A 22,717-nucleotide genomic window follows, 5' to 3' on the forward strand; every position below is an offset into this window, starting at 1 on the left:
GGGGAGAGTGATCACCCTAATACAGAATCGGTGCATTCCCGGGCGCCTTGGACCAGCGGAGCGGCGGAGCACCGAGGGGACCTGGGCGCCGTTCAGGCGGTCGAGGCGAGCCGGCGCGTGTACTCCGCCCACGCGTCGGCGAGCCGGTCCACCGCCGCCTCCACGGTCTGCGGCGACTCGGCGAACGAGAGCCGCAGTCCGTTCAGGTGACGCCCGTCCACGCACGCGGTGACGCCCGACGCCGCGATCACGCCGTGCCGGGTCGCGGCCAGGTGCGCGAAGTCCTCGCTCTCGTCCACCGGGAGCGTCACCCACGTCGAGAGTCCCGCGTGCGGCCGGTCGACGTGCCAGGACGGCAGCTTCTCGGCGATCAGCGCGAGCAGCAGGTCCCGGCGTTCCTTCAGCGTGGCCCGCAGCTCGTCCCGCCACGCGCGGTCCGCCGCGCGCAGCAGCCGGGCCGCGATCAGCTGCGACGGAACGCTCGGCGCCAGGTCGGCGGCCGTCCGGAGCCGCAGCAGGTGCCCGTAGAGCCGGTGCGGCGAACGGATCCAGCCGACCCGCAGCCCGGCCCAGAACATCTTCGACAGCGACCCGACCACGACCACCGAGTCGTCGTCGGCGCCCAGCGGAACGGCCCGCCCCCGCACTCGTCCCAGGTCAAGCCCGGACTGTGACAGGTCCTCGACGACCACGGCCTCGCGCCGCTTGGCCACCTCGAGCAGCGACGCCCGCCGCCCCGCGCTCAGCACCGCGCCCGTCGGGTCGTGCGCGGGCGGATCGACGTAGATCACTGCACCCGACGCCGCCGCGCGTTCGATCGCCCGTACGTCGACGCCGTGGGAGTCGACCGGCACGCCGACGACCCGGCTGCCCTGCGCGGCCACGGCCCCGACCAGGCCCGGGTTGGCCGGGCAGCCCGCCACCACCGGCCGTCCGGGAACGACCAGGGCGGCGGTGATCAGCGACAGCGCGTTCTGGGCGCCCGAGGTCACGATCAGCATGTCCGGCGTGGTCGGCAGGCCGAGCCGCCGGGTCAGGTATTCGGCCAGCGCCCGCCGCAGCTCGGGCAGGCCCGCCGCGTCCAGCCCGCGCCCCAGGCCGTCCAGCGATTCCAGAATCGGCCCCTCGACCGGCGGCAGATGGTCGGTCCCGGCCGGAACGCCCAGCGACAGGTTGATCACGTCGGCGTCGCTCGACAGCCGCCGCAGCAGCAGTCCCGACCCCGGGGTCTCCTTGGGCGCGTGCATCCAGGCGGGCCGAGGCCGGATGAACGTCCCCGCGCCCTGCCGCCGTTCGACGAGCCCGGCCTCGGCGAGGCCCTCGTACGCCCGGACGGTCGTGCCCCGGCTCACCCCGAGCGCGTCGGCCAGCAGCCGTTCGGCGGGCAGGCGGTCGCCCGCGTCGATCAGCCGGGTCGCCATGGCGTCCGCGATGGCCGCCGCGATCTGGCGGTACCGCGGGCCCTCGCGACGCTCCCAGCCGTCGAGCGCGACCCGTACCCACCAGTTCACATCGGGGTCCATTTATCCAGATTGGCACTGTTCCGCTACTCGGCGCAACGTCCATACTGCTGTTCATGACCGCGAGCCCCGCCCTCACCAGGAGTTTCTGGGAGGCGATCGAGCCCGTTCACGCCGTCGCCTACTTCGCGCCCGAGGTCGCCGAGGCCGACCGCGACCTGGGCCTGCGCGGCTTCTGGATGGCCTACTTCGCCGGACGGCTCGCCCCGGCCGGGGCCGTGACGCCCAAGGTCGCGAACGCGCTCTGCTTCGTCTTCGCTCCCGCCCGGGTGGAACGCGCGATCCCCGACGCCTGGTCGTACGCCACACCTGACCAGGTGGTCCGCACACGCCTGGACGCGGTCGAGCGGACCCTCGAACGCGCACTTCCGCCCTCCCCGCACCTGGAACGCCTCGCCGACCTGCTCGAAGAGGCCGTCGAGGGCTGCGCGTTCGAGGGCCGGGCCCTGGCCGCCGCCTGGTCGGGCGTTCCGCGTCCAGCCTCGACCACCGGCAGGGTCTGGCTCGCCGCGACGATCCTGCGCGAGCACCGCGGCGACGGCCACACGATGGCCATCGCGCACGCCTCGCTGACCGGCCTGGAGGCAGGGGTCACCCATGTCGCCGCCGGTGCCGTCACGCGCGAGCTCGTTCAGGTCAGCCGGGGCTGGACCGACGACGAGTGGGAGCAGGCCCGCAGTTCCCTCACCGCGCGCGGCCTCCTCACCCCCGACTTCCACCTCACCTCAGAGGGCGAGGCGCTTCGCGGAGAGATCGAGGACGTCACCGACCGCCTGGCCGCGGGCCCTGTCGCCCACCTGGGCCCGGCCGCCGAGGAGGCGATCGAGATCGCCCGCCCGCTGAGCCGCCACCTCGTCGACGCCGGCCTCATTCCCGTCCCCAACCCCATGGGTGCCCCTCGCCCCTAGGAGGAACGTGTGCGCGTAACGGCTGTGACCGCGACGACGATCCTGGCCGCCTGCCTCCTGGCGGCCTGCTCGGGATCGGACTCGGACGCTCCCCAAGCAGCCCCGCCCAAGACCACGGCCCAGGCCACCCCGGCCGCCCCGGCCGCGCCGCAGCCCTGGCAGCGCAATCGCGCGTGCGTCAGCTCCAAGGACTTCACCGGCAAGGCGGTGCCCTTCCGGCCGAACGGTCCCAACAAGTTCAACGAGAAGTGGTTCGACGGGGGCTACGAAGGCGTGGCCGAGATCCCGAAGTTCGCCAGCGACGACGACGCCCTCACGCGGCAGGTCATCCTGCCGGACGGCTGGAAGCCCGATGCCCGCGACAAGTACGACTCGGCCGTCGCGTCGTTGGTGCTCTGCCACACCGCGACAGCGACGGGCACCCGACGGATCTCCACCTGCAAGTTCACCGTCCTGGGACCGGGCAAGTCCCCGAACACCATGCCGGTCGTACCCGCCACGCACCACTTCGAGGTCTACGAATCCAGGACCGGGCGGCTCCTCACCTCGTTCGACCTCAAGGGCACCGACCGGCGCCCCGCGGCGGCCTGCCCGGACCACGCCTACAACGTCAGCCGCGCCGACGTCATCGCCCAGGCCCCGTTCGACAAAGAGGTGGTCGACAAGCTCCGCCCGGTCCAGGAGGGCCACGCCCCCTAGCGTGGCGCGGGCGCGGTGATCTCGATGATGGTGCCGAGGTTGTCGGTGATGAACGCGATGCGCCGGCCGATCTCCGGTACGTCCATCGGCCCGCCGATCAGCGGCACGCCGAGGTCGTTCAGCCGGGCGATCGCCGCGTCGAGGTCGTCGACGGCCAGGCAGAAGTGATGCAGGCGCGCCGGGTCCATGCTCGACAGGATGTCGTGGGTCGGCGGCCGGCCGTTCGACGCGCCCGCCAGCAGTTCGATCTTGGCGTCGCCGTTGACGAGGAACGTGAACGTCGTGCCGTGCGCCTCGAATTGCTTCTCGACGTTGAAGTCGAGGGTGCTCGAATACCACTTGATGGTGGCGTCGAGCTCGTCGGGCGTCACGGTGATTCCGACGTGGTCGTGAGAAAACGAGTTGGTCATGCAGCCGATATTCACTGGCTCCGGACGGGGCGACCAGCTAACGATCGACGGTAGGAAAAGCGCTACCACCCTCCTCTGGACACCCTGCGGGACAATGGAACGGTGACCGGCGAACGAGAACTCGGGACCATGCTGCGGGCGTGGCGCGACCGGCTGTCCCCGGCGGCGGTCGGCCTGCCGAGCCGGCATCCGCGCCGGGCGAAGGGCCTGCGCCGCGAGGAGGTCGCCGACCTCGCCGGGATCTCGGTCGACTACGTCGTACGCCTGGAGCAGGGGCGGTTCACCACGCCCTCCCCGCAGGTGGTCGCCGCGCTCGCCCGTGCCCTGCAGCTCACCACCGCCGAACGCGATCACCTCTATCGGCTGGCCGGGCTGATCCCACCCGACGAGGGGGACATCTCCGACCACATCCCGCCCGGCGTTCACCGCGTGCTGAGCCGCCTCGGCGACGCCGCCGTCGCGGTCTTCGCCGCCGACTGGCAGCTGATCTGGTGGAACCACGGCTGGGCCGCGCTGCTCGGCGACCCGTCCTCGACGCCGCGCCCGCTCCGCAACTTCGCCCGCGAGACGTTCCCCATCGACGGCGACGGCCCGCGCCTGTCGCAATGGCCGGTCACCTCGCTCACCGGAGACTACGTGGAGGCCGCCGTCGTGGCCGACTTGCGCCGCGCCACCGGGCGCTTCCCGGGCAACCACCGTCTGACCGGCCTGATCCGCGCCCTGACCGCGGGCAACGAACGGTTCGCCGAGCTCTGGGCGTCCGGCGCGGTCGGCGCGCACCGCGAGGACCACAAGGTCGTCGACCACCCGTCGGTCGGGCAGATCGAGGTCGACTGCGACGTCCTCACCGACGGCGACACCGAGCTGAAGATCGTGATCCTCACCGCGGCCCCCGAGACCGAGGACGACGGGAAGATGCGGCTCGCCCTCCTGTCCGGCACCCCGAGCGTCCCCGAGCGCCGCTAGGGTCGGCGCCAGCCGAGGCTATTGACATTAGCCGATTCGGCTAACTAGATTAGCCAACGTCACGTTCCCTCCGGTCCTCGGAAGAAGTCCCATGAAACTCGCACCCCACCTGCACCGCCTCGGCAACGACGTCGTGGCGTCCTACCTCGTCGACACCCCCGAGGGCATCACGCTCATCGACGCCGGACTGCCCGGCCACTGGCGGGACCTGCAGCGCGAACTGAAGTCCCTGGGCAAGACCGCCGACGACATCCGCGGACTCGTCCTGACCCACGGAGACTCCGACCACATCGGCTTCGCCGAACGCCTGCGGAGCGAACACGGCGTGCCGGTGTTCGTGCACTCCGCCGACGCCGACCGCGCCCGAACGGGAGAGAAGCCCAAGGTCGCGTTCGGGCCCATGCGGCTCGGCCCTACGCTCGGCTTCTTCGGTTACTCCATCCGCAAGAACGGCCTGCGCACCCACTACCTGAAGGAAGTCACCGAGATCGCCGAGGGCGCGGTCCTGGACCTGCCCGGGAGCCCGGTTATCGTGGGCATGCCGGGACACTCTCCGGGAAGCGTCGCGGTGCACGTCCCGATCGCCGACGCGCTCTTCGTCGGCGACGCCCTGACCACGCGGCACGTCCTCACCGGGCGCGGCGGCCCGCAGCCCGCGCCGTTCACCGACGACCCGGACCAGGCGCTCGCCTCCCTCGACCGGATCGCCGGACTGTCGGCGTCCTGGGTCCTCCCGGGTCACGGAGCCCCCGTGCACACCTCGCCGGCCGAGGTGAGCGAGGCGGTCCGGAAGGCCTGAGTCAGGCGGCGTTCAGCAGGAGGATCCCCGTGGTGATCAGCGCGATGACCTTGGCGGCCTCCAGGCCGATGTAGAAGTAGTGCGCGTGGGAACGGGGCGCGTCCTCGCCGGCCAGGACGCGGTCCGAGCGCTTGGTGAGCCGCGGCCGTACGCCGACGAGTTGGGCGACGAGGATCACGACCGTCACCACGACTCCGACGACCGCCGCGGTCCCCGGCTCACCCGCGATGACCAGCACGACGATCACGACCGCGAGCAGCGCCTCGATGGCGTTCAGCGCACGGAAGACCAGGCGGCCGATCCCGAGCCCGATGCGCAGCGTCACGTCGGGCGCGCGGAACTTCAGCGGCGCCTCCAGGAACGAGATCGCCAGCACCATCCCGAGCCACAGGAAGACGAGCGCCCCTGCCGCCGCGTTCACCGCACCGCTCCGTACGCCATGACCGAATTATCTCGCCGAGGTCCGGGCGCCGTGCGGCGGGTGGCGGGTGGCGGGTGGCGGGTCAGGTCTGGGGCAGGGTGCGCTGAAGGAGGGGGAGCAGACGGTCCCAGTGGCGCTCCAGGCCTGCGGGGTCGAACGCGTCGGTGTCGGACATGGCGAAACCGTGCACGGTGCCCGGGTAGATCTCGCAGGTGTAGTCGACGCCCTCGGCGTCGAGGGCCTGCTTGAGCTCGTCGATGGTCTCGGGCGTCATGTCGTTCTCGGCGAGGCCCAGGTGGATCCGCGCCTTGAGCCGGGGCGCGAGCAGGTGCGGGCTGTCGGGCGCGTCGGTGACCAGGCGGGCGGGGTGGAACGCGGCGAAGGCGGCCACCTGGTCGGGGTGGGCCGCCGCGGCGCGCATCGCCAGGACGGCGCCCATGCAGTAGCCGATCACTGCGGCCGGGCCGGGACGCACCTCGGCCTGCGCGGCGAGGAAGCCGAGGTAGGCCTCCGCGTCGCTGAGGACCTGTTCGAGGGTGTAGGCCTTGATCAACGGCATGATCTGGGAGATGAGGCCGGACCGGTCCTCCGCTCCGATGTGCTCGGGCAGATCGAACACCGGTGCCGGGCCGTGCCGATAGAAGACGTTGGGGACGAGGACGTAGTACCCGTGCTCCGCCAGTTCGCGGGCCTTGCGTTCCAGCTCGGGCCGCAGGCCGAAAGCGTCCATGTAGATGAGCACGCCCGGGTGCCGTTCGCCATCGTCGGGAAAGGCAGCGAAGGCGTCGGCCTGGCCGTCGGTGGTCTGGATCCGCAGAGTCTTGGTGGGCATGGTCTCGATGGTGTCACGGCAGGCGAGACCCGGAGCGGCGGCTGTGCTTCCATGACGGCAGGCGCCTCGCCCTTTGGGAGGCCTTGCATGAATCCCCGACAGTGAACGCCGCGCTGGCGGCGGTGGTCGCCGCGATCACCTCGGTGACGGTCGCGGTGCTGTCCCTGTTGCTCGGCGAACGGCAGCAGCGCCGTAAGGAAGAACGCGTCCGGCGGCAGGATCTCAACGCCCAATACCTGAATCCCCTCCGGCTCCACTTGGTGGAGAACCACTTCCGCCTGTCCGGCACGTTCGAACGGACTTCGGAGGCCGGGCAGGCCGAGGCGATGCTGGTCATCGACGACCCGGCCGAAGTGTCCGGGAAGGACGCGGCCTGGTTCAACGGCCGAGGATGCGCGCTGGTCTCCTCCGTCTACCTCACGGCCTGCCTGTTCGCCCACCTCAAGAAGGTCCGCGACGACTTCCCCTACCTGCGCCTCCCCGCGGCCGACGACACCCAACTGGCCGCGCTTTTGCTACGCGTTCAGCGAGGATTCCTGCGCGACCAGGGCGTCTACTACGTGACCCAGCCGAGCATCGGCGAGTCGATGTGGCTCCGCGACGAGAAACGTCTCCTCACCTATCGAGAGTTCTGCGAGCGCCTCCAAGACCCCGCCTGGCGAACGTGGCTCGACCGCCTCATCCAGTTCCAGCTCGACACCGCCCAGGGCGACAGACAAGAACGCACGCAGCAGCTCCTCAAGGCGCTGGAGCAACTGTCGGAGTTCCTGGACGAGTGCGTCGGCGGTGGCCGTTCGATCGAGAGCAGAAGGCAAGCCGAGAACACCGACCTCAGCTGACGCCCGCTCTAAGCCGTCGGATGCCCGTCGGGGTGCCGGTGCTCGGCGATCGTCTCGTCGATGAATCCGGCGAGCTCGACCTCGTAGAGGGTGTACTCGCGGATCTCGCCGTCCTGCTCGTATCTCCTGATGCCGTCGCCGAAGCGGCGCCGCACGGCCTCCATCGCCGGACCGACCTCGGAGGAGGCCGACAGAGCCGCGGGCGGCATGCCCAGCAGCACGTCGAGCAGGCGGCTGAAGCCTTCCGCCTCGTCGTCCTCATCCTCGGCCTCGTCCTCGTCCTCGTCCTGGACGGCGGGACCGGCGAGATCGGCCCGCCGCCGGACTTCGGCGGCGATCGTGTCGGCCGTCTCCGGGAGACCGATCGTCTGCAGGGTCACCTTCGCCTGATGCCGGGTGTCCCGGTAGATCTCCGCGTCCTCCAGCACGTCCAGCAGGGTCGGCGTCGCCGGCGCCGCGGCGGCCCCGGTCTGCTGGAGCGCGTGCATCAGCCGGTACTTGGTCGTCTCGTCGCGCATCCAGTGGCCGCTGTCGTCCGGGGTGGGGAAGGGAAACGCGCGGAGCGCCGCGTGCACCGCCGGGACGGCGGCGCCGCCCCGTTCGCCCAGGGCGGCCGAGGTCAGTACGCCGAGAAAGTTGCCGATCCCGGGCAGGCTCGCGACGAGATCCTCGGCCGTCGGGTCGTCCTCGCCGGTGAAGTAGGCCAGCAGCCGCCCGGCGGAGCCGTGGCCGTCGTGGCGCGCGAACATCCGGTAGAGGGCGGTGGTGGTCTCGTCCTTGTCGATCTCCGCCAGCGCGATCACCGCGGCTTCCCGTGCCTCCGTGGCCGCACCGTTCACGATCATGTCGGTCAGGGCGTCCACGGCGGTCTTGCGCCAGGCCTCGTCGAGGTCGCCGGAGGCCAGCCGGCGGACCGCCGCCACGCTCGCCGGGCCGTCGTCCCAGTGGTGGCGGATCTCGTCGATCAGGGTCTCGGTGTCACCACCGTCCATCACCCAGGGCGGGCGGCCGACGCGGCGCGCCACGAGCCCGCCATGGTCGGACCACTGCAGCACGTGGACCTGGCCGCCGCGCCCGCCGATCAGCCAGCACCGCCCGTCCGGCGTACCGGCCACGTGGGTCAGCTCCTGAGGCCCGGCCTGCGCGGGAGGCGTGAAGCGGCCGACCGGTCGTTGCCCGTGCGGCCGCCAGAGCGCGGCCGTTCCGTCCTGGGAGACCGACATCACCTGGTCGGTGCCTGTGGCGAGCGCCAGAGCGCGGACGCGGCCGCCATGCGCCTGAACCTGACCCATGCGGCGTCCCGTGCGGGCGTCCCACCACGACAGCGAACCATCCCGCCCGCCGAGCATCACCAGCGGCCGGTCCGGGTGCGCGGCGATCGCCGTCGGACGGGCGGACGTCACGAACGCGGTCACGATCGACCCCGTCTCGGCGTCGAGAACGACCACCCGGCCGCGCCGCACGGAGACCACGAGCCGCCCCCGGTCGCAGCAGCGGGTCAGCCGCTGATCCGCCGCGTCGGGGCCGCCGAACGCCCACACGAGTCCCGCGTCGCCATAGGTCTCCTCATCGGACGGCCGCCGCCAGGCCTGGACCTCGCCCTGGTCGTTGCTCACCATGATCAAGCCCGAGCCCGTGCGCCCCAGCGCCTCTACCGAGTAGGACTTGATGTGGCCGTAGAGGTCGCCGAAAACGCCCAGCCAGCGAAAGTCTCCGGACTGCCGGAGCACCGCGTCCCGGTCCGTGGGCGTGAGAATCCGTCCGCGACCCCCGTGGAGCGGTCGCCACTGTACGGCGTCATCGGTCATCGTCCACAGTGACGCCCACCTGCCCGCGGACAGCAACGCGGGCTGCTCGGCGTCGCCGATGAACGCGGCGCTGTCCACCGGCCCGCTCTGCAGCCCGCCGGCGTACATGGTCAGCGAGCCGTAGCGCGGATCCCACACCCGGAGCTCGCCGGAACGCGAATAGGTCGCTCCCAGCAGGCCGTCCGGGGAGACCGCGACGGCGCTGACGGCTTCGCGATGGTCCTCCGCCTTCTCCGGGTAAAGATCATCTTCGTCGGGCATCCCGAAGAGATAGCAGGTTCCCGGCATGTCGGGCGAGTCGATATCCGAACGGCGTGCGCTCCCCGATGATGGGGTCATGGCGGGGGAGACCCAGAACGAGCTGAGCGGGATCGTGATCGGGCCTGCGGTCATGGGCCGCGACATCACGGTGACGTTGCCGGCCCAGGTGCCGCTGGCGCTGTCCGGTCTGCCCGCCGCATCTCCGGCGTTCACCGGCAGGCACGAGGATCTCGCCAAGGTGCTGGACGTCCTTGAGCCGCACGGTGGTGAGTCGGCGGTCGTGGTGACCGCGGTGGGCGGCATGGGCGGGGTGGGCAAGACCGAGCTCGCCGTTCAGGCCGCACGTGCTGCTCTGGCGCGGGATTGGTTTCCGGGCGGGGTGTTGTTCGCCGATCTCTTCGGTTACGACTGCGATCGGAAGCGCGACCCCACGCAGGTTCTCGGTGGCATGCTGCGGTCGCTGGGCGTACCCGATGAGCACATTCCGCCGGGCGGTCATGAACGCGTCGCGATGTACCGGTCGATCCTGGGGGAGTTCGCGAGGCAGGAGCGGCGCGTGCTCGTGGTGGCCGACAACGTCAACTCCGAGCAGCAGGTCTCGATGCTCCTGCCGACGGATGGGGAGTCCGCGGCGATCGTCACCTCGCGCCACACCCTGGCCATGCTCAACGCACGGCTGCTCGACCTGAACGTGCTGTCCCGGGCCGAGGCCGAGGAGATGCTGAGGCGCGTGGTCGAGGTCGGCCGCCCCGGTGACACCCGCGTCACCGACGTCGGTGAGCTCGTGGAGATGTGCGGGCGGCTGCCTTTGGCCGTACGGATCGTGGGCGCCCTCCTCGCCGACGAGCCCTCGCTCCAGCCCGCCCAGCTGGCCCGGGAGCTGGCGGAGGTCAATCCGCTGGGAGGTCTGGCGTACGGCGGCGAGGCCGTGGCCAAGGCATTCGCGCGCTCGTACCGCACCCTCACCGGCGAGCAGCAGCGCACGTTCCGGATGCTGAGCATCAACCCGGGCCCCGACGTCTCGACAGAGGCCGCCGCGGTGCTCACCGGGCTGGCCGAGCCTGCCGTACGGCAGATACTCAGGGACCTGGCGCGCGCCCACCTGATCGAGACGGGCGAGACGTACGGGCGCTGGCGGATCCACGACCTCCTGCGACAGTACGCGGAGGGCCTCGAAGAGGAATTCGCCCACACCGACGGGCGTGACGAGGCGCTGTCGCGGTTGCTGAAGCACTATCTGCGACGCACCCAGGCGACCCACGCTCACTTGGACCCGAAGGCGATCGACCCCGCGTCATCGGGCTTCGCCGATCGAGACGAGGCGCTGGGCTGGCTGGACAGCGAACTGCCCAACCTGATCGCCGCCGTTCACGCGGCCTTGACCCACCAGCCCTTCGTCGCGGCCCGCCTGCCGAACCATCTCGCCGAATTCATGGACGGGCGACGGCTGTTCAACGATTGGCTCGCCCTGGCTCGTGTCTCCATCCAGGGCGCTCACCGCATCGGTGACAGGAACGTCGAGGGCCACGCGCTGGGCAATCTGGCGTGCGCGCTGGCCGGGATGCACCGGTTCGACGAGGCCGTCAGCGCCCATGAGGCCGCGGCGGCCGTCTTCCGTGAACTGGACGCCCCAGGCGACGAGGCCGGTGCGCTGTGCCACCTCGCGTTCACGCTGATCCATGCGGGGCGGTACGAGGAAGCCGTCGTGGCAGGGGAAAGTGCCCTGGCCGTCTTCCAGGAGATCGACGACCGTCATGGCGAGGGCAGGGCGTTGTCCAGCATGGGCGCTGCCTTGGCCAGGTTGCGGCGCCATGGAGAGGCGATCGACGCCTACACCGGCGCCGAAGCGGTCTTCCGGGAGGTGGGCAACCTGCGCGGGGCGAGCTCGGCGTCGACGAGCTTGGGGGAGGTGCTGACGGACGTCCAGCGATTCGAGGAAGCCGTGCACGCCCATGAGCGGACTCTGGACATCTGCCGCGAGCTTCACGACCGTTCCGGCGAGGGCGGAGCGCTCACCAACCTCGGGATCACGCTGTACAAGAGCGGACGCGCGCAGCAGGCCGTCACGGTCCTGGAGCGTTCGATGGAGATCTTCCGCGAGCTGGGCAACCGTTACTCCGAAGGAACCGCAGGAGCCAACCTCGCACGCGCGCTCCTGATAGCGGGTCGCTACGAGGAAGCCGCCGCCGTCTCAGGCAGTGCGGTGACCATCTTCCGCGAGCTCGGATCCTCACGCAGCGCTGGGTGGGCGCTGTTCCACCTCGGCGACACGCTCACAGTCACAGGCCCCAGGGAGAAGGCCGAAGGCGCCTTCCGCGACGCGATCGCCCTGTTCACTAAGTTCGGTGACGCGACAGGCAAAGCAGCCGCCGAACGCAGGCTCGCCCGCGTCGAAGGTTGAGCGTCCGGAGGCCGGACTCGGCAATGCGATGGTCGGCGGCGGTGGGTCTGCCGATGATGGTGTCATGGCGGGGGAGACTCATAACGAGCTGAGCGGGATCGTGATCGGGCCTGCGGTCATGGGCCGGGACATCACGGTGACGCTGCCGGCCCGGGTGCCGCTTGCGCTGTCGGGGCTGCCAGCAGCCTCCGTGGCGTTCACCGGCAGGAAAGTGGACCTCGCCAAGGTGATGGAGGTCCTCAAGCCGCGCGCCGACGGGCCTGCGGTCGTCGTGACCACGGTGGCAGGCATGGGAGGGGTGGGCAAGACCGAGCTCGCGGTGCAGGCGGCACGTACTGCTCTGGAACGGGGTTGGTTTCCGGGCGGCGTGCTGTTCGCCGACCTCTTCGGTTACGACGACGGCCGGATGCGCGATCCCACGCAGGTCTTGGAAGGCATGCTGCGGGCGCTGGGAGTGCCCGCAGGGCACATCCCGCCAGATGGCGAGGGACGAGTTCGGATGTACGGCTCGATCCTGGCCGAGTTCGCACGCCGGGGCCAGCGAGTGCTCGTGGTGGCCGACAACGTCAGCCCCGACCAGCAGGTGTCGATGCTCCTGCCGACGGACGGGGAGTGCGCGGCGATCGTCACCTCGCGCCACAAGCTGAGCATGCTCGATGCCCGGCGGCTCGACCTGGGCGTGCTGTCCCGGGCGGACGCGGAGGACATGTTGAGGCGCGTGGTCGACCTGCTCCATCCGGGCGACACACGCGTCACCGGCCTGGATGATCTCGTCGAGATGTGCGGGCGGCTGCCGCTGGCGATCCGCATCGTGGGGGCGCTGCTCGCCGACGATCCCTTGCTCCGGCCCGTTCGCCTCGCCGGCGAACTGGCGGAGCTCAAGCCCCTCGAAGGGCTGGCGTACGGAGGTCTGGCCGTGGCCAAGGCCTTCGCGCGTTCCTACCGTGTGCTCACCGAAGAGCAGCAACGGACGTTCCGGATGCTGACCATCAATCCAGGCCCCGATATTTCGACGCGTTCCGCCGCAGTGCTGACGGGGCTTGCAGAACCCGCGGTCCGGCAGGTGCTGAAGGACCTGGCCCGCGCTCACCTGATCGAAACGGGCGCCGTCTACGGACGCTGGCAGATGCATGACCTCATCCGCCAGTACGCGATCGGTCTCGAAGACGAGCACGCCGATGATGACGGGCGCGATGAAGCTCTGTCGCGGCTACTGGATTCTTATGTGGAACGCACGCGCGCAGCCACTGCGCATCTCGGCTCGACGATCGCCGATCCGGACTCAGCGGAGTTCGTCAGCACGGATGAGGTACTGGACTGGCTGACCGACGAACTGCCCAACCTGAGCGCCGCCTCTCACGAGACCATGGACCAGGGCCTGGATGCCATGGCCGGAATGCCGGTCGAGCTGGCGGCACTTCTCTGGCAGCGACGACTGCTCAACGGCCGTCTCGTTCTGGCCGCCCGTGCCCTTGAACAGGCCCGGCGCACCGGCGACAGGACCGCCGAAGGTGACGTGCTGAGTCGGATCGCGATGACGATGCTCAATATGGGGCGGTTCGAGGACGCCATCAAGGTCGCGGAACGCGCCGTGCCCATCTTTCAGGAGATCGGTGACCGGCGTGCCGAAGGCAGGATGCTGACGAAGGTGGGGGTGATCTGGGTCAGGTCGCGACGCCACGAAGAGGCGCTCGACGCCTATACACGCGCCGAAGCCGCGTTCCGCGAGGGGGGCCACCTGCGCGAGGTGAGCCGGGTGTCAGCGAGTCTCGGGATCGCACTGGCGGACCTCGATCGGTACGAGGAGGCCGTGGACGCGCACCGGCGGGAGCTGGCCATCAGCCGTGAACTCCACGACCGCAGTGGCGAAGGCGCAGCGCTGACCAACCTCGGTACCGCGCTGTATCAAGGGGGGCGAGCGGAGGAGGCGATCGTCGTCCTGGAGCTGTCCGCAGCGATCTTTCGCGAGGTGGGTGACCGGCACGCCGAAGCAGCCGCGGGCGCCAACCTGGGACGTGCGTTGCGGCTGGTGGATAGGTCTGAGGAGGCGATCGTCATCTTTGACGCTGCCCTGACCGCCTTCCGCGAGCTGGGCGACTCTTACAACGCGGGCTGGACGTTGGCGGTTCTCGGAAACGCGCTCGCCGACACGGGGCGGACGGAGGAGGCCGGCCCCGCCTTCCGGGCGGCGCTCGAGTTGTTCGTCCAACTCGGTGATGAGGGCGGCATACAGCTGGCGGAGCGCAGGCTCGCCGTCATTGAAGGTTGAGCGTCCGGAGCTGCTCGTCCAGCTCGCGGACGTGGACGGTGTCCGCCCATGGCTCCAGCCGAGAGCGCGTTCGCCGAACGTTCCGCACCAGTCGCTCGGAACGGCAGTCCGCCGCGATCTCCGCCACCTCACGGGTCTTTTCCACTGCGGCCGCGATCTCGCGCTTCAGGACGAGGGCCTCGGCGAGGTAAGTCAGGGTGAAGCCACGGTCGATGCGGTAGGAGGGGCCTAGGCCGTGGAGGCTCTCTTCAGCCGCTTGGATCGCTGCATCAGGCCGCTTCAGATTCAGGACCCGGTTCGTTCCACCGCTCTTGATCATCGCGGGGGAGAGCCAATAGAAGTAGGCGGGCTCCGCGCCGCTCCTCGCGCGAGCGGCGATGTCCATGGCTCGATCGAAGGAGCGGTCGCTGGCGTGACCATCGCCGGTCAGGGCGAGAGTGCCTGCGCTGACGCTCTTGTGCATGGCGTGTCCCAGCCGCCCTGTCCCAAGCCCCAACCAGCCCTGGGCGGCATAAAGATGATCCATGGCGATGCCGGGCCGCTCCTGGTCGTTGGCCATGCTCGCCAGCCACAGGTGCAGGTACGCGATCAGATTCGGGTCGCGGACTTCCAGCGCCGCGTCCAGGCCCTCACCGAACTTCTGCGCTGCGGTTCGGTAGTCCAGGAGGTCGTAGTTCAGGTAGCCAGCGAGTTGCGAGAGTTCGGCATAGGCCAGGACCAGACGATCGCGTGCGGCGGGTAGCAGAGTCTCGCGGCGAAGGAGCCCTGCGACCACTGTCCGCTGGCCCTCCACTGTGGGCAGTACTGCGCTTGGGCCATGGGTGTCGTTCAGGCGACGGCACTGCGCGATGAGGTTCTCGATGCTGGCGACCGACGCTGTGTCCACGTGGGCGGACTCGGTCACGACGCGGGCCAGGCGGTCGCGTTCAGCGGGATCCAGATGGCGGAGCAAGGGGATCGCTGCGCCGCCTCCAAACGCGAGAGCGAGTTGGAACAGCAGGTCACGTCGCTTCACGTCCGCCTCCAGCGCGGCGAGAGCGTGGAAGAGATCCACGGTCTCACGCGGGGACAGGGCGGACGACACGGTTCCTGGGCTCAATTCCCAGGGAAGGGTAAATGCGTCTGCCCTGTCCTCGCGCGTCATCTCCATGCTGACATGCGGGGACGCAGACGTAACCCTTGACAATTCGGCGGAGTCGACGACCTCCTGCTCATCGGCCGAAAAAGATCCGTAGACGGCGTCGCTGATGAGGCTGCGTGCGGACGTTCCATAGACGCGGGCGAGAAGTGTGAGCGTCCAGGCGGGTGGGCGCCTGCCGGTCGTGGGCCAGCCTTCGTAGTCGTAGAGGCGTGCTTCGCGGAGTGACGCCGTGCCGGCGGGATCGGCCTGGTTGCAGAGGCAGGTCGCGTCGCGGGCGGTGAGGCCGGCTGCGAAGCGGTAGACGCGCAGGGGGCTGAGCTCGGGGTGGTCGAGCGCGAAGACGGTGGCGATCTGGTCGACGGTGAAGCCCTGCGCTCGCAGCGCCTCGGCCTTGCCCCGGCAGTCACTGGTCATGCACGGATCGTACGTCTGCGAACACGCTCCGGAACGGACATGGAGAACACTCGGGCGAATTGGGGATGCGCCAGCGGTTCTAGCGGCAAAGGTGCTGGTCAGGGGGGTGGGGTGGTGGGTAATGCGGCGGGGGTAGATGGGGATCGCATTTGGCGTCCTGGCACGGGACGGTCTTGCGTCGGAAACGACGACCGATGGAGAGCGCCTGTGATGTGCCGGTACGACAAGCCCGCGTACGAGTGGTGGAGGTCCTTTGCGGGCGTTCCCGAGGAAGTGGGGGAGGCGCGGGCGTTCGTCGGGACGCTCTTCAGCCGGGAGGCCGCGTGTGACGACGCGGTCTGGATCGCCGGGGAGCTGGCGACCAACGCGATCCAGCACACACGTTCGGGGCGGCCCGGCGGGAAGTTCACCGTTCAGGCCGCGCAAGGGGACGCGGCGCTCTTCGTCGCGGTCTATGACGAGGGCGGAGATGGGGAGCCGTTGTTCGGGACGGCGGAGCCCGATGAGTGGTCGGTCGACGGGCGCGGGCTGTTCGGCGTGGAGGCGATCGCGGTGCGCTGTGGAACGTGCCCGACCTCCAATGGGGGCCGGGTTGTCTGGGCGGCGCTGCCCGTGTAAGCATGTGCTTACTATGGTGAGCACGCGAGAGACGATCGTGCACGGGCCCGAGACGGTGTCGTGGCGCGTGATCCTGGATCCGCTCATGGTGGTCGCCGGTGTGCGGGCGCTGATGCTCCAGGCGCTCCACCCGACGACGATGCGCGGCGTGTGGCAGAACTCCAACTTCCTGGAGGAGCCCCTGCAGCGGCTGTTCAACACCGCCAATTTCGTGGCGGTGACGACCGTTGGCACGCCGGAGCAGGCAGATGCGCTCGGCGCCAGGGTGCGGGCAGTTCATAAGAGGCTGCGGATCAAGGACCCCGACACCGGCCGCACGCACCGGGTGGACGAGCCCGAGCTGCTGCTGTGGGTGCACTGCGCGGAGGTCTCCTCGTATTTGGAGGTCATCACGCGGCGGGGCCTGAAGCTCACCCCCGAGGAGATCGACGCCTACTACGACGAGCAGCGGCACACCGCGACGTACGTCGGGCTGCACGAGGAGGACGTGCCGGGGTCCGCGGCCGAGATGGCGGAGTACTTCGAGCAGTTCCGCAAGGAGTTGCGCGTCATCCCCGAGTCGCGGGCGACCGTGCGCTTCCTGCTGTGGCCGAAGATGCCGCGCAAGCTGCGCTTTCTCGCGCCGTTCAAGTTCATGTGGTTCCCGATCGGCGCGATGGCGTACTACACCCTGCCCAAGTGGGCGCGGGAGTTGTACGGGGCGCTGCCCGAGGTGCCGGGCGTTCAGCCGGTGGTGACGCTGGGGCTGAAGCTCAACCGGATCGGGGTGCGGGCGGTGCCCGAGGAGATCCGGGCCCGCGCGTTCAATCCCGAGACCCGCAAGCTGATGGACGACCTCCTCCACCGGCTGCGGGCGCACGGGATCAAACCGCGGCGCAACCTTCAGAAGCTGCGGATCACATCGTCTTGACGGCGCCGGCGTCGATCAGGTGCTCGGAGCCGGTGACGCTGTAGGCGACGTCCGACAGCAGGAACGTGATGAGGGCCGCGACCTCTTCGGGCTCGGTGATCTGGCCCGTGACCATGCCCATCATCGCGGGCACCTGGTCGAGGAACGCGTCCTGCTCGGTGCCGGTGGCGGCGGCCAGCTTGCCACCGAACCCGTCCGGCGCCTCCCAGATGGCCGTACGGACCGGACCCGGCGACACCGTGTTGACCCGCACGCCCTGCGGCCCGAACTCCTCGGCCAGTCCCTTGCTGAACGACCTGAGCGCGGCCTTGGCGACGTTGTAGGCGAGCGGTGGGCCCGCGGGCAGCGAGCCTCCGATCGAGGAGACGTTCACGACGGCGCCCTTGCGCTCGATCAGGCTCGGCATCGCGGCCCGGCTGACGCGGATCGCGCTGTAGAGGTTGATGTCGAACGTCCCCTGCCAGTGCGCGTCGTCCAGCTCCAGGAACCCGCCGAGCTCCACGCCGTCGCCGCCGCCGACGTTGTTGACCAGCAGGTCCACCCCGCCCAGCTCGTTCAGCGCCCGCTCGACCAGCTCGGCGGCGCCCTCGGCCGTGCTCAGGTCCACCGAGACCGGCACGGCCCCGGTCTCCTTCAGCTCGGCGGTGATCGTACGAGAGCCGCCGACCACCCTCACGCCTTCGGCGACCAGCGCACGCACGGTCGCCAGGCCGACACCCCGGCTCGCGCCGGTCACGATCGCGGTCTTGCCGGCAAGCTTCAATTCCATCGGTAACCAAGCTCCTCAGAAAGTCTCAAGCAGTGCGTCGATCACCCGCGCGAGCCGTTCCGGCCCGTTCGCGGTCTTGGACAGCAGCTGGAGCCCGACGACCGTGTTGAGCATCAGGCTCCCGATCGCCTGGGCGTCCCGCTCCGAAGAGATCTCGCCGGTCCGCTGCCCCTCCTCGATGACCGCCCGGAACGCTTCCTCGGTCCGGTCGAACATCCGGGACACCAGGTCGTTGGCCTGCGGGTCGGACGAGGCGAGCTCGGCGGCGGTGTTCACCGCCAGGCAGCCCCGCCGGTCCGGATCGCCGAGGTTCATCTCCGCGATGAACGCCAGCGTCGTCCGCAGCCGCTCCTTCACCGGCCCTGGCCGAGCCAAAAGCTCGGCCAGGGCGTCGGCCTGGCTCTCCCGGTAACGCTTCAGCGCGCGCTCGAAGAGAGCGTGCTTGCTGCCGAACGCGTTGTAGAGGCTGCCCTTGCCGATGCCCAGCGCGTCGATGAGGTCCTGCGGCGTCGTCGAGGCGTACCCCTTGCGCCAGAAGACCTGCATCGCCTGCTCGACCGCGAGCTCCGGATCGAACTGCTTCGGTCTGCCCATGTCGGGCACTCTACACACGTTCTGTACCTCTAGGTCAAATTTACGCGACCCACTGCTGCCGGATGCCGCCGTGGCCGAAGAACACGCGGCTGGACACCGGATGGGGGTTGTCGCCGACGTAGGCCTTGGCGAGCGTGTTCTCGACCGTCCCTTCGATGGGCACGCTGACGCCGTGCGGTGCGTACAGCACCGTGCTGTCGTAGGTGCCGGCGGCGATCCCCCCGCCACCGCCCAGGAACGCCTGGGTCACCGTGCCGTTCGTCGTCTTCCTGAGCTGGACGGTCAGGTGGTCGGAGAAGAGCGGGATGCCGTCGGTGATGTGCAACCGGGCCCACTGATAGCCCGCGCAGGAGCCGGAGGTGCCCCAACGCCACTCCGCCCAGCCCCAGTAGTCGCCCTTGTCGTCGTAGATCGAGGTTGGAGCGCCCTGTCCGCTGCCGATCTGCTCGTTCGAAGCGCACGACGGGTTCTGGCCGGGGAACCACGCCTCACCCCACGCGCCGGCATGCGTCGCCGGTGCCAGGCCGACGAGCGCGGCTCCCGCGACGGCCGCCGCGAACACCCGTACCACCTTGATTGACGCCATCGAATTCTCCTCTCTTTCGGCAACACATTTCTTCTCGCGTCCGGTAGGTGGCGCAAGGTGACCGGGGCATCCCGGATCATCCCGGATGTCCGGACGGTGTATCGGCAGGTGAAGGCGGGTGCTCGCGGTGCCGTCCGGCCGAGTGCGGACAGGCGCTCAACCCCCCGGCCTGCCGGGCGTAGCATCATCAACCGCCAACGCAGAGCGGTCGGGGGATCGGGGCGGACAATGAACTCTGCGGCAAGGGGAAATGACGATCACGCAGATCCTGCGCGCGCCGAGAACCTCTCGGAGTTCCTCAACGTGCTCAGCCGAATGCGGATCGCGAGGGGGCAGACGTATAAGGAATTGGAGAGGCTCACCGGCATTCCGGGCAGCACGTTGTGCGACACCCTGACGGGAAAGCGGCGGCCGCGCCGCGATGTCGTGGACAAGGTCGTGCGGGCCTACGCTCGCAACGACGCCCAGGCGGGCCGATGGATGAAGACCTGGGCGCTGCTCTCCGCGGCCGAGGCTCCCGGCTCCCAGGAGTCTGCGCTTGATGAAACGCCGCCGCCCGCCCCACGACGCTCACCGTGGCGCGGACGGCCGGTCGTCATCTGGTCCGCGCTCGCCGTCATCGTCGTCGCCGCGATCGGAATCGGGATCGTCGCGACCAGTTCAGGGGCCGGTGCCCATGGTGGCGCCCGTGGTGGCGCCCGTGGGGCGGCCCGGCAAGGCTGGAACCCGACGGTGCAAGCCCAGATCGACCGTCAGCTCCTCCAACTCCCCGGTGGCGACCAGATCAACGCGCATGAGGTGTCCTACGGCGAGGGGAAGTTCGTGATCGGGGCCGGGGAACCCGGTTACCGCGACGCCGCCGCCGCCGACTGCCCGACCGGATGGATCTGCTTCTACTCTCACAAGGACTTCGGATGGCCGCGCGCGAGGCTGGCCGCCTGCGGCTGGAGCGATCTCGGCTGGTGGGACTGGAACGACCGGATTGAGTCGGTGCGCAACAACACCGGATCAGCCGTGCGTTTCATCAACCACGACGATCATTTCAACCCGGCCAACCGGCACAGGTTCGACCGGACGCTGTTCAGCGTCGGGCCGCACCAGGCGCTCGCCGTGGTTCCGGGGACCGCGACCCCGCCGGACCAGGCCGATCACGTGAGCCGGGGCTGCGCGAAGTAGGCGGTGCGGCGGAGGGCGCGCGGTCTGCCGAGGTCAGGCGCGTTCCAGAGCCTTTCTGGTCTCCTCGGGGGCGGGGCGGTGGCGCTCGATGAAGCGGCCGGAGGGCTCCTGGATGATGATCCCGGTCTCGATGCCGTGCTTGAGGATCAGCATGTCGCGGCGCTGCAGGCCGAGGCAGACGCGGTGCGCGACGGTGAAGCCGATGACCGGGCCGATCACCAGGGCCGCGCGGAAGAACCAGGTCGTGGCGAACAGCGACAGGTGGAAGGTGTGCGCGATGACGTCGTTGCCCGCGGCCGCCCACAGGACGCCGTAGAACACGATCGCGGCGACGCCGATGCCGGTGCGGACCGCGGCGTCGCGGGGGCGGTCGAGGATGTGGTGGATCGAGCGGTCGCGGGTGAAGCGCGCCTCCAGGAACGGGTAGAGCGCGATGCCCGTGAAGAAGACCGTGATGACCAGGAGCGGGACGAGGATGCCGAGCGCGAGCGTGTGACCGGCGACGTTGAGGTCCCAGCCGGGCATCAGGCGCAGGCCGCCGTCGCCGAACGCCAGGTACCAGTCGGGCTGCGAGCCCGCGCTGATCGCGGTGGGGGAGTACGCCCCGTACAGCCAGATCGGGTTGACCTGCACGAACGTCGCCATCAGCACGGTCACGGCCGTGGTGAAGAGGAAGAACGCGGCGGTCTTGGCCATGAAGACCGGGTAGAACGGCTTGCCCTCGACCGCCTTCTGGGTGCTGCGGCCGCGACGGAAGTCGGTGTGCTTCTGCACCCACGGCAGGATGATCGCGTGCACCGGCACCAGGGCGAGCATCAGGCCGGGCACGAGCAGCACGTGCAGGATGTAGAAGCGCGGGATCATCTCGGTGCCCGGGAACTCGCCGCCGAGCACGAAGAAGCTCAGGTACGTGCCGACGACCGGGATCGCCTCGATCGCGCCGAAGATCAGCCGCAGCCCGGTGCCCGACAGCAGGTCGTCGGGCAGCGAGTAGCCGGTGAAGCCGTTCACCAGCGCCAGCGTGAACAGCGTGAAGCCGAGCAGCCAGTTGAGTTCGCGCGGCTTGCGGAACGCGCCGGTGAAGAACACCCGCAGCAGGTGCGCCATGATCGCGGCGACGAAGATGATCGCGGCCCAGTGGTGGACCTGCCGCATCAGCAGCCCGCCGCGCACGTCCAGGCTGATGCGCAGCGTCGAGGAGTACGCCTCGCTCATCTGCGTCCCGCGCAACGGCGCGTACGAGCCGTTGTAGACGACCTCGCCCATGCTCGGTTTGAAGAAGAAGGTCAGGAAGACCCCCGACGCCAGCAGTACGACGAACGAGTAGAGCGCGATCTCGCCCAGCATGAAGGACCAGTGGTCGGGAAAGGCCTTGCGCATCGCCCGCCGGGCGAACCCGGCCGAGCCGAACCGTTCGTCGAGCGCCCTCGCGGCGCTTCCGGTCGCTGACATCGTCGCCACCTCCGTGGTGGTGTCGGCCCCCGCGCACTTATACGACCGACGGTAGTACGACGATGCGTAGTACTACAAGAGGTCGAATGATCGGAATAGCGTCCTTCCTCGTGCTTTTCCGGACGAATGTGAACGTGATGTCATAGAGTCCGCCGGATGAGCGATGATCTTGTTGTTCTGCATCCCCGGCACGTGCTCTGCGCGCTGGGCGAGGGCCTCGACCTCGACGCGATCGAGGCGCTGGCCGAGGAGGCGGGCTTCGAGCTCGACCGCGAGTACTCCGAGACCGAGCCCGACCCCCGGATGCCGCGGGCGTTCGAGGCGTCCCTGGCGCGCGCCTCCTTCGAGGAGGGCGACTGGGATGCCGTCGAGGGCCACGACAGCGTCGCCTACCTGGTCTCGCGGCAGATCTTCCCGTTCGTGGCGGTCGACGTCGCGCGCTGGACGCTGGAGCTCACCGCCAAGCTGCTGCGCTCGGGCGTCACGGCGGTGAAGAACGAGAGCAACGGGCTCACGCACGGCCGCGAGCGCTGGCTGGAGCTCGCCGAGGGTGCCGCCGCGCAGGACAAGTCCGTGCTGCCGCTCTACCTCGCCCTGGTCAAGCGGCCGATCGCCGACGACGGCCTCTACTACAGCTGCGGCATGCACCTGCTCGGGCAGCCCGACATCGAGATCGCCTGGGACGGCGAGCCGGACGCGGCCGAGCTCGCGCGCCTCATCGACGGCATGGCGCTCTACATGCTGACCGAGGAGCGCGCCGAGGAGATGCGGGAGGGCGAGGGTTTCCGGCTGAGCGAGGACGAGCCCCGCTGGATCATCAGCCGCGTGGAGTGCGACCGGTACGAGGACGACGACATCTTCTTCAACCCGTACGGCTTCTGGCGGCTCACCCCCGCCTGAGGATCAGCCTACGGACCCGCCTAA

The 22,717-nt window shown here is 69.7% G+C and carries 21 protein-coding genes; 11 read left to right on the plus strand and 10 right to left on the minus strand.

The genetic code is table 11. The features are described from left to right. Window positions 1–92: 92 nt before the first annotated feature. A complete protein-coding gene (locus J4573_RS48575) occupies window positions 93–1,523 on the minus strand; it encodes an aminotransferase-like domain-containing protein (protein WP_208263247.1) in 1,431 nt (476 codons plus the stop codon). Window positions 1,524–1,576: 53 nt separating this feature from the next. Here J4573_RS48575 and J4573_RS48580 point away from each other — a divergent pair, with 53 nt between their 5' ends. Next, complete coding sequence (locus J4573_RS48580) at window positions 1,577–2,428, plus strand: SCO6745 family protein (protein ID WP_208263248.1); 852 nt, start codon at window positions 1,577–1,579, stop codon at window positions 2,426–2,428. A gap of 9 nt (window positions 2,429–2,437) precedes the next feature. Beyond that, a complete protein-coding gene (locus J4573_RS48585) occupies window positions 2,438–3,127 on the plus strand; it encodes a hypothetical protein (protein ID WP_208263249.1) in 690 nt (229 codons plus the stop codon). Here J4573_RS48585 and J4573_RS48590 read toward each other — a convergent pair. Beyond that, on the minus strand, window positions 3,124–3,537 hold the full coding sequence (locus J4573_RS48590) for a VOC family protein (protein WP_208263250.1): 414 nt from the start codon (window positions 3,535–3,537) through the stop codon (window positions 3,124–3,126). The two genes, J4573_RS48585 and J4573_RS48590, sit on opposite strands and share 4 nt — an antisense overlap. Window positions 3,538–3,639: 102 nt before the next feature. Here J4573_RS48590 and J4573_RS48595 point away from each other — a divergent pair, with 102 nt between their 5' ends. Further along, window positions 3,640–4,503: a helix-turn-helix transcriptional regulator gene (locus J4573_RS48595; RefSeq protein WP_208263251.1), complete on the plus strand. Its 864-nt coding sequence runs from the start codon at window positions 3,640–3,642 to the stop codon at window positions 4,501–4,503. Window positions 4,504–4,594: 91 nt separating this feature from the next. Continuing rightward, complete coding sequence (locus J4573_RS48600) at window positions 4,595–5,302, plus strand: MBL fold metallo-hydrolase (RefSeq protein ID WP_208263252.1); 708 nt, start codon at window positions 4,595–4,597, stop codon at window positions 5,300–5,302. 1 nt (window position 5,303) lies between these two features. Here the strand turns inward: J4573_RS48600 and J4573_RS48605 are convergent, their stop codons facing one another. Continuing rightward, the gene (locus tag J4573_RS48605; protein WP_307797509.1) at window positions 5,304–5,723 is read right to left on the minus strand and encodes a hypothetical protein; all 420 of its coding nucleotides are present in this window, start codon (window positions 5,721–5,723) and stop codon (window positions 5,304–5,306) included. Between the two features lie 82 nt (window positions 5,724–5,805). Next, entirely contained in the window at window positions 5,806–6,555 is a 750-nt protein-coding gene (locus tag J4573_RS48610; protein ID WP_208263253.1) for a dienelactone hydrolase family protein, read from the minus strand. A gap of 101 nt (window positions 6,556–6,656) precedes the next feature. Here J4573_RS48610 and J4573_RS48615 point away from each other — a divergent pair, with 101 nt between their 5' ends. Further along, window positions 6,657–7,394, plus strand: coding sequence for a hypothetical protein (locus tag J4573_RS48615; protein WP_208263254.1), 738 nt, complete (start codon window positions 6,657–6,659; stop codon window positions 7,392–7,394). 8 nt (window positions 7,395–7,402) lie between these two features. Here the strand turns inward: J4573_RS48615 and J4573_RS48620 are convergent, their stop codons facing one another. Next, entirely contained in the window at window positions 7,403–9,463 is a 2,061-nt protein-coding gene (locus J4573_RS48620; RefSeq protein WP_208263255.1) for a WD40 repeat domain-containing protein, read from the minus strand. A gap of 76 nt (window positions 9,464–9,539) precedes the next feature. Between J4573_RS48620 and J4573_RS48625 the strand changes: the two genes are divergently transcribed. Both J4573_RS48625 and J4573_RS48630 read left to right on the plus strand, forming a co-directional pair. After that, window positions 9,540–11,864: a tetratricopeptide repeat protein gene (locus J4573_RS48625; RefSeq protein ID WP_208263256.1), complete on the plus strand. Its 2,325-nt coding sequence runs from the start codon at window positions 9,540–9,542 to the stop codon at window positions 11,862–11,864. Then, on the plus strand, window positions 11,809–14,133 hold the full coding sequence (locus J4573_RS48630; RefSeq protein ID WP_208263257.1) for a tetratricopeptide repeat protein: 2,325 nt from the start codon (window positions 11,809–11,811) through the stop codon (window positions 14,131–14,133). The genes J4573_RS48625 and J4573_RS48630 overlap by 56 nt, the downstream gene beginning before the upstream one ends. Here J4573_RS48630 and J4573_RS48635 read toward each other — a convergent pair. Next, the gene (locus J4573_RS48635) at window positions 14,120–15,688 is read right to left on the minus strand and encodes an NsdA family TPR-like regulatory protein (protein WP_208263258.1); all 1,569 of its coding nucleotides are present in this window, start codon (window positions 15,686–15,688) and stop codon (window positions 14,120–14,122) included. The two genes, J4573_RS48630 and J4573_RS48635, sit on opposite strands and share 14 nt — an antisense overlap. A 210-nt stretch (window positions 15,689–15,898) precedes the next feature. Here J4573_RS48635 and J4573_RS48640 point away from each other — a divergent pair, with 210 nt between their 5' ends. Both J4573_RS48640 and J4573_RS48645 read left to right on the plus strand, forming a co-directional pair. Then, on the plus strand, window positions 15,899–16,306 hold the full coding sequence (locus tag J4573_RS48640; RefSeq protein WP_208263259.1) for an ATP-binding protein: 408 nt from the start codon (window positions 15,899–15,901) through the stop codon (window positions 16,304–16,306). Window positions 16,307–16,319: 13 nt separating this feature from the next. Next, window positions 16,320–17,216, plus strand: coding sequence for an oxygenase MpaB family protein (locus J4573_RS48645; protein WP_208263260.1), 897 nt, complete (start codon window positions 16,320–16,322; stop codon window positions 17,214–17,216). Here the strand turns inward: J4573_RS48645 and J4573_RS48650 are convergent. The 3 genes from J4573_RS48650 to J4573_RS48660 are packed head-to-tail and all read right to left on the minus strand — an operon-like array spanning window position 17,203 to window position 19,165. After that, window positions 17,203–17,985: an oxidoreductase gene (locus tag J4573_RS48650; RefSeq protein ID WP_208263261.1), complete on the minus strand. Its 783-nt coding sequence runs from the start codon at window positions 17,983–17,985 to the stop codon at window positions 17,203–17,205. The genes J4573_RS48645 and J4573_RS48650 overlap by 14 nt on opposite strands. A 15-nt stretch (window positions 17,986–18,000) precedes the next feature. Beyond that, a complete protein-coding gene (locus J4573_RS48655; protein WP_208263262.1) occupies window positions 18,001–18,579 on the minus strand; it encodes a TetR/AcrR family transcriptional regulator in 579 nt (192 codons plus the stop codon). Between the two features lie 40 nt (window positions 18,580–18,619). Beyond that, window positions 18,620–19,165, minus strand: a complete 546-nt coding sequence (locus J4573_RS48660; RefSeq protein ID WP_208263263.1) for a hypothetical protein — start codon at window positions 19,163–19,165, stop codon at window positions 18,620–18,622. A gap of 57 nt (window positions 19,166–19,222) precedes the next feature. On the opposite strand from J4573_RS48660, the gene J4573_RS48665 reads away from it, so the two are divergent. After that, on the plus strand, window positions 19,223–20,341 hold the full coding sequence (locus J4573_RS48665) for a peptidase inhibitor family I36 protein (protein ID WP_208263264.1): 1,119 nt from the start codon (window positions 19,223–19,225) through the stop codon (window positions 20,339–20,341). Window positions 20,342–20,374: 33 nt separating this feature from the next. Here the strand turns inward: J4573_RS48665 and qcrB are convergent, their stop codons facing one another. After that, window positions 20,375–21,793, minus strand: coding sequence for a cytochrome bc1 complex cytochrome b subunit (gene qcrB / locus J4573_RS48670; RefSeq protein ID WP_208263265.1), 1,419 nt, complete (start codon window positions 21,791–21,793; stop codon window positions 20,375–20,377). A gap of 156 nt (window positions 21,794–21,949) precedes the next feature. On the opposite strand from qcrB, the gene J4573_RS48675 reads away from it, so the two are divergent. Next, entirely contained in the window at window positions 21,950–22,693 is a 744-nt protein-coding gene (locus J4573_RS48675) for a hypothetical protein (RefSeq protein ID WP_208263266.1), read from the plus strand. The last annotated feature ends 24 nt before the right edge of the window (window positions 22,694–22,717 follow it).

Source organism: Actinomadura barringtoniae, from assembly GCF_017573505.1.
GTDB lineage: Bacteria > Actinomycetota > Actinomycetes > Streptosporangiales > Streptosporangiaceae > Spirillospora > Spirillospora barringtoniae.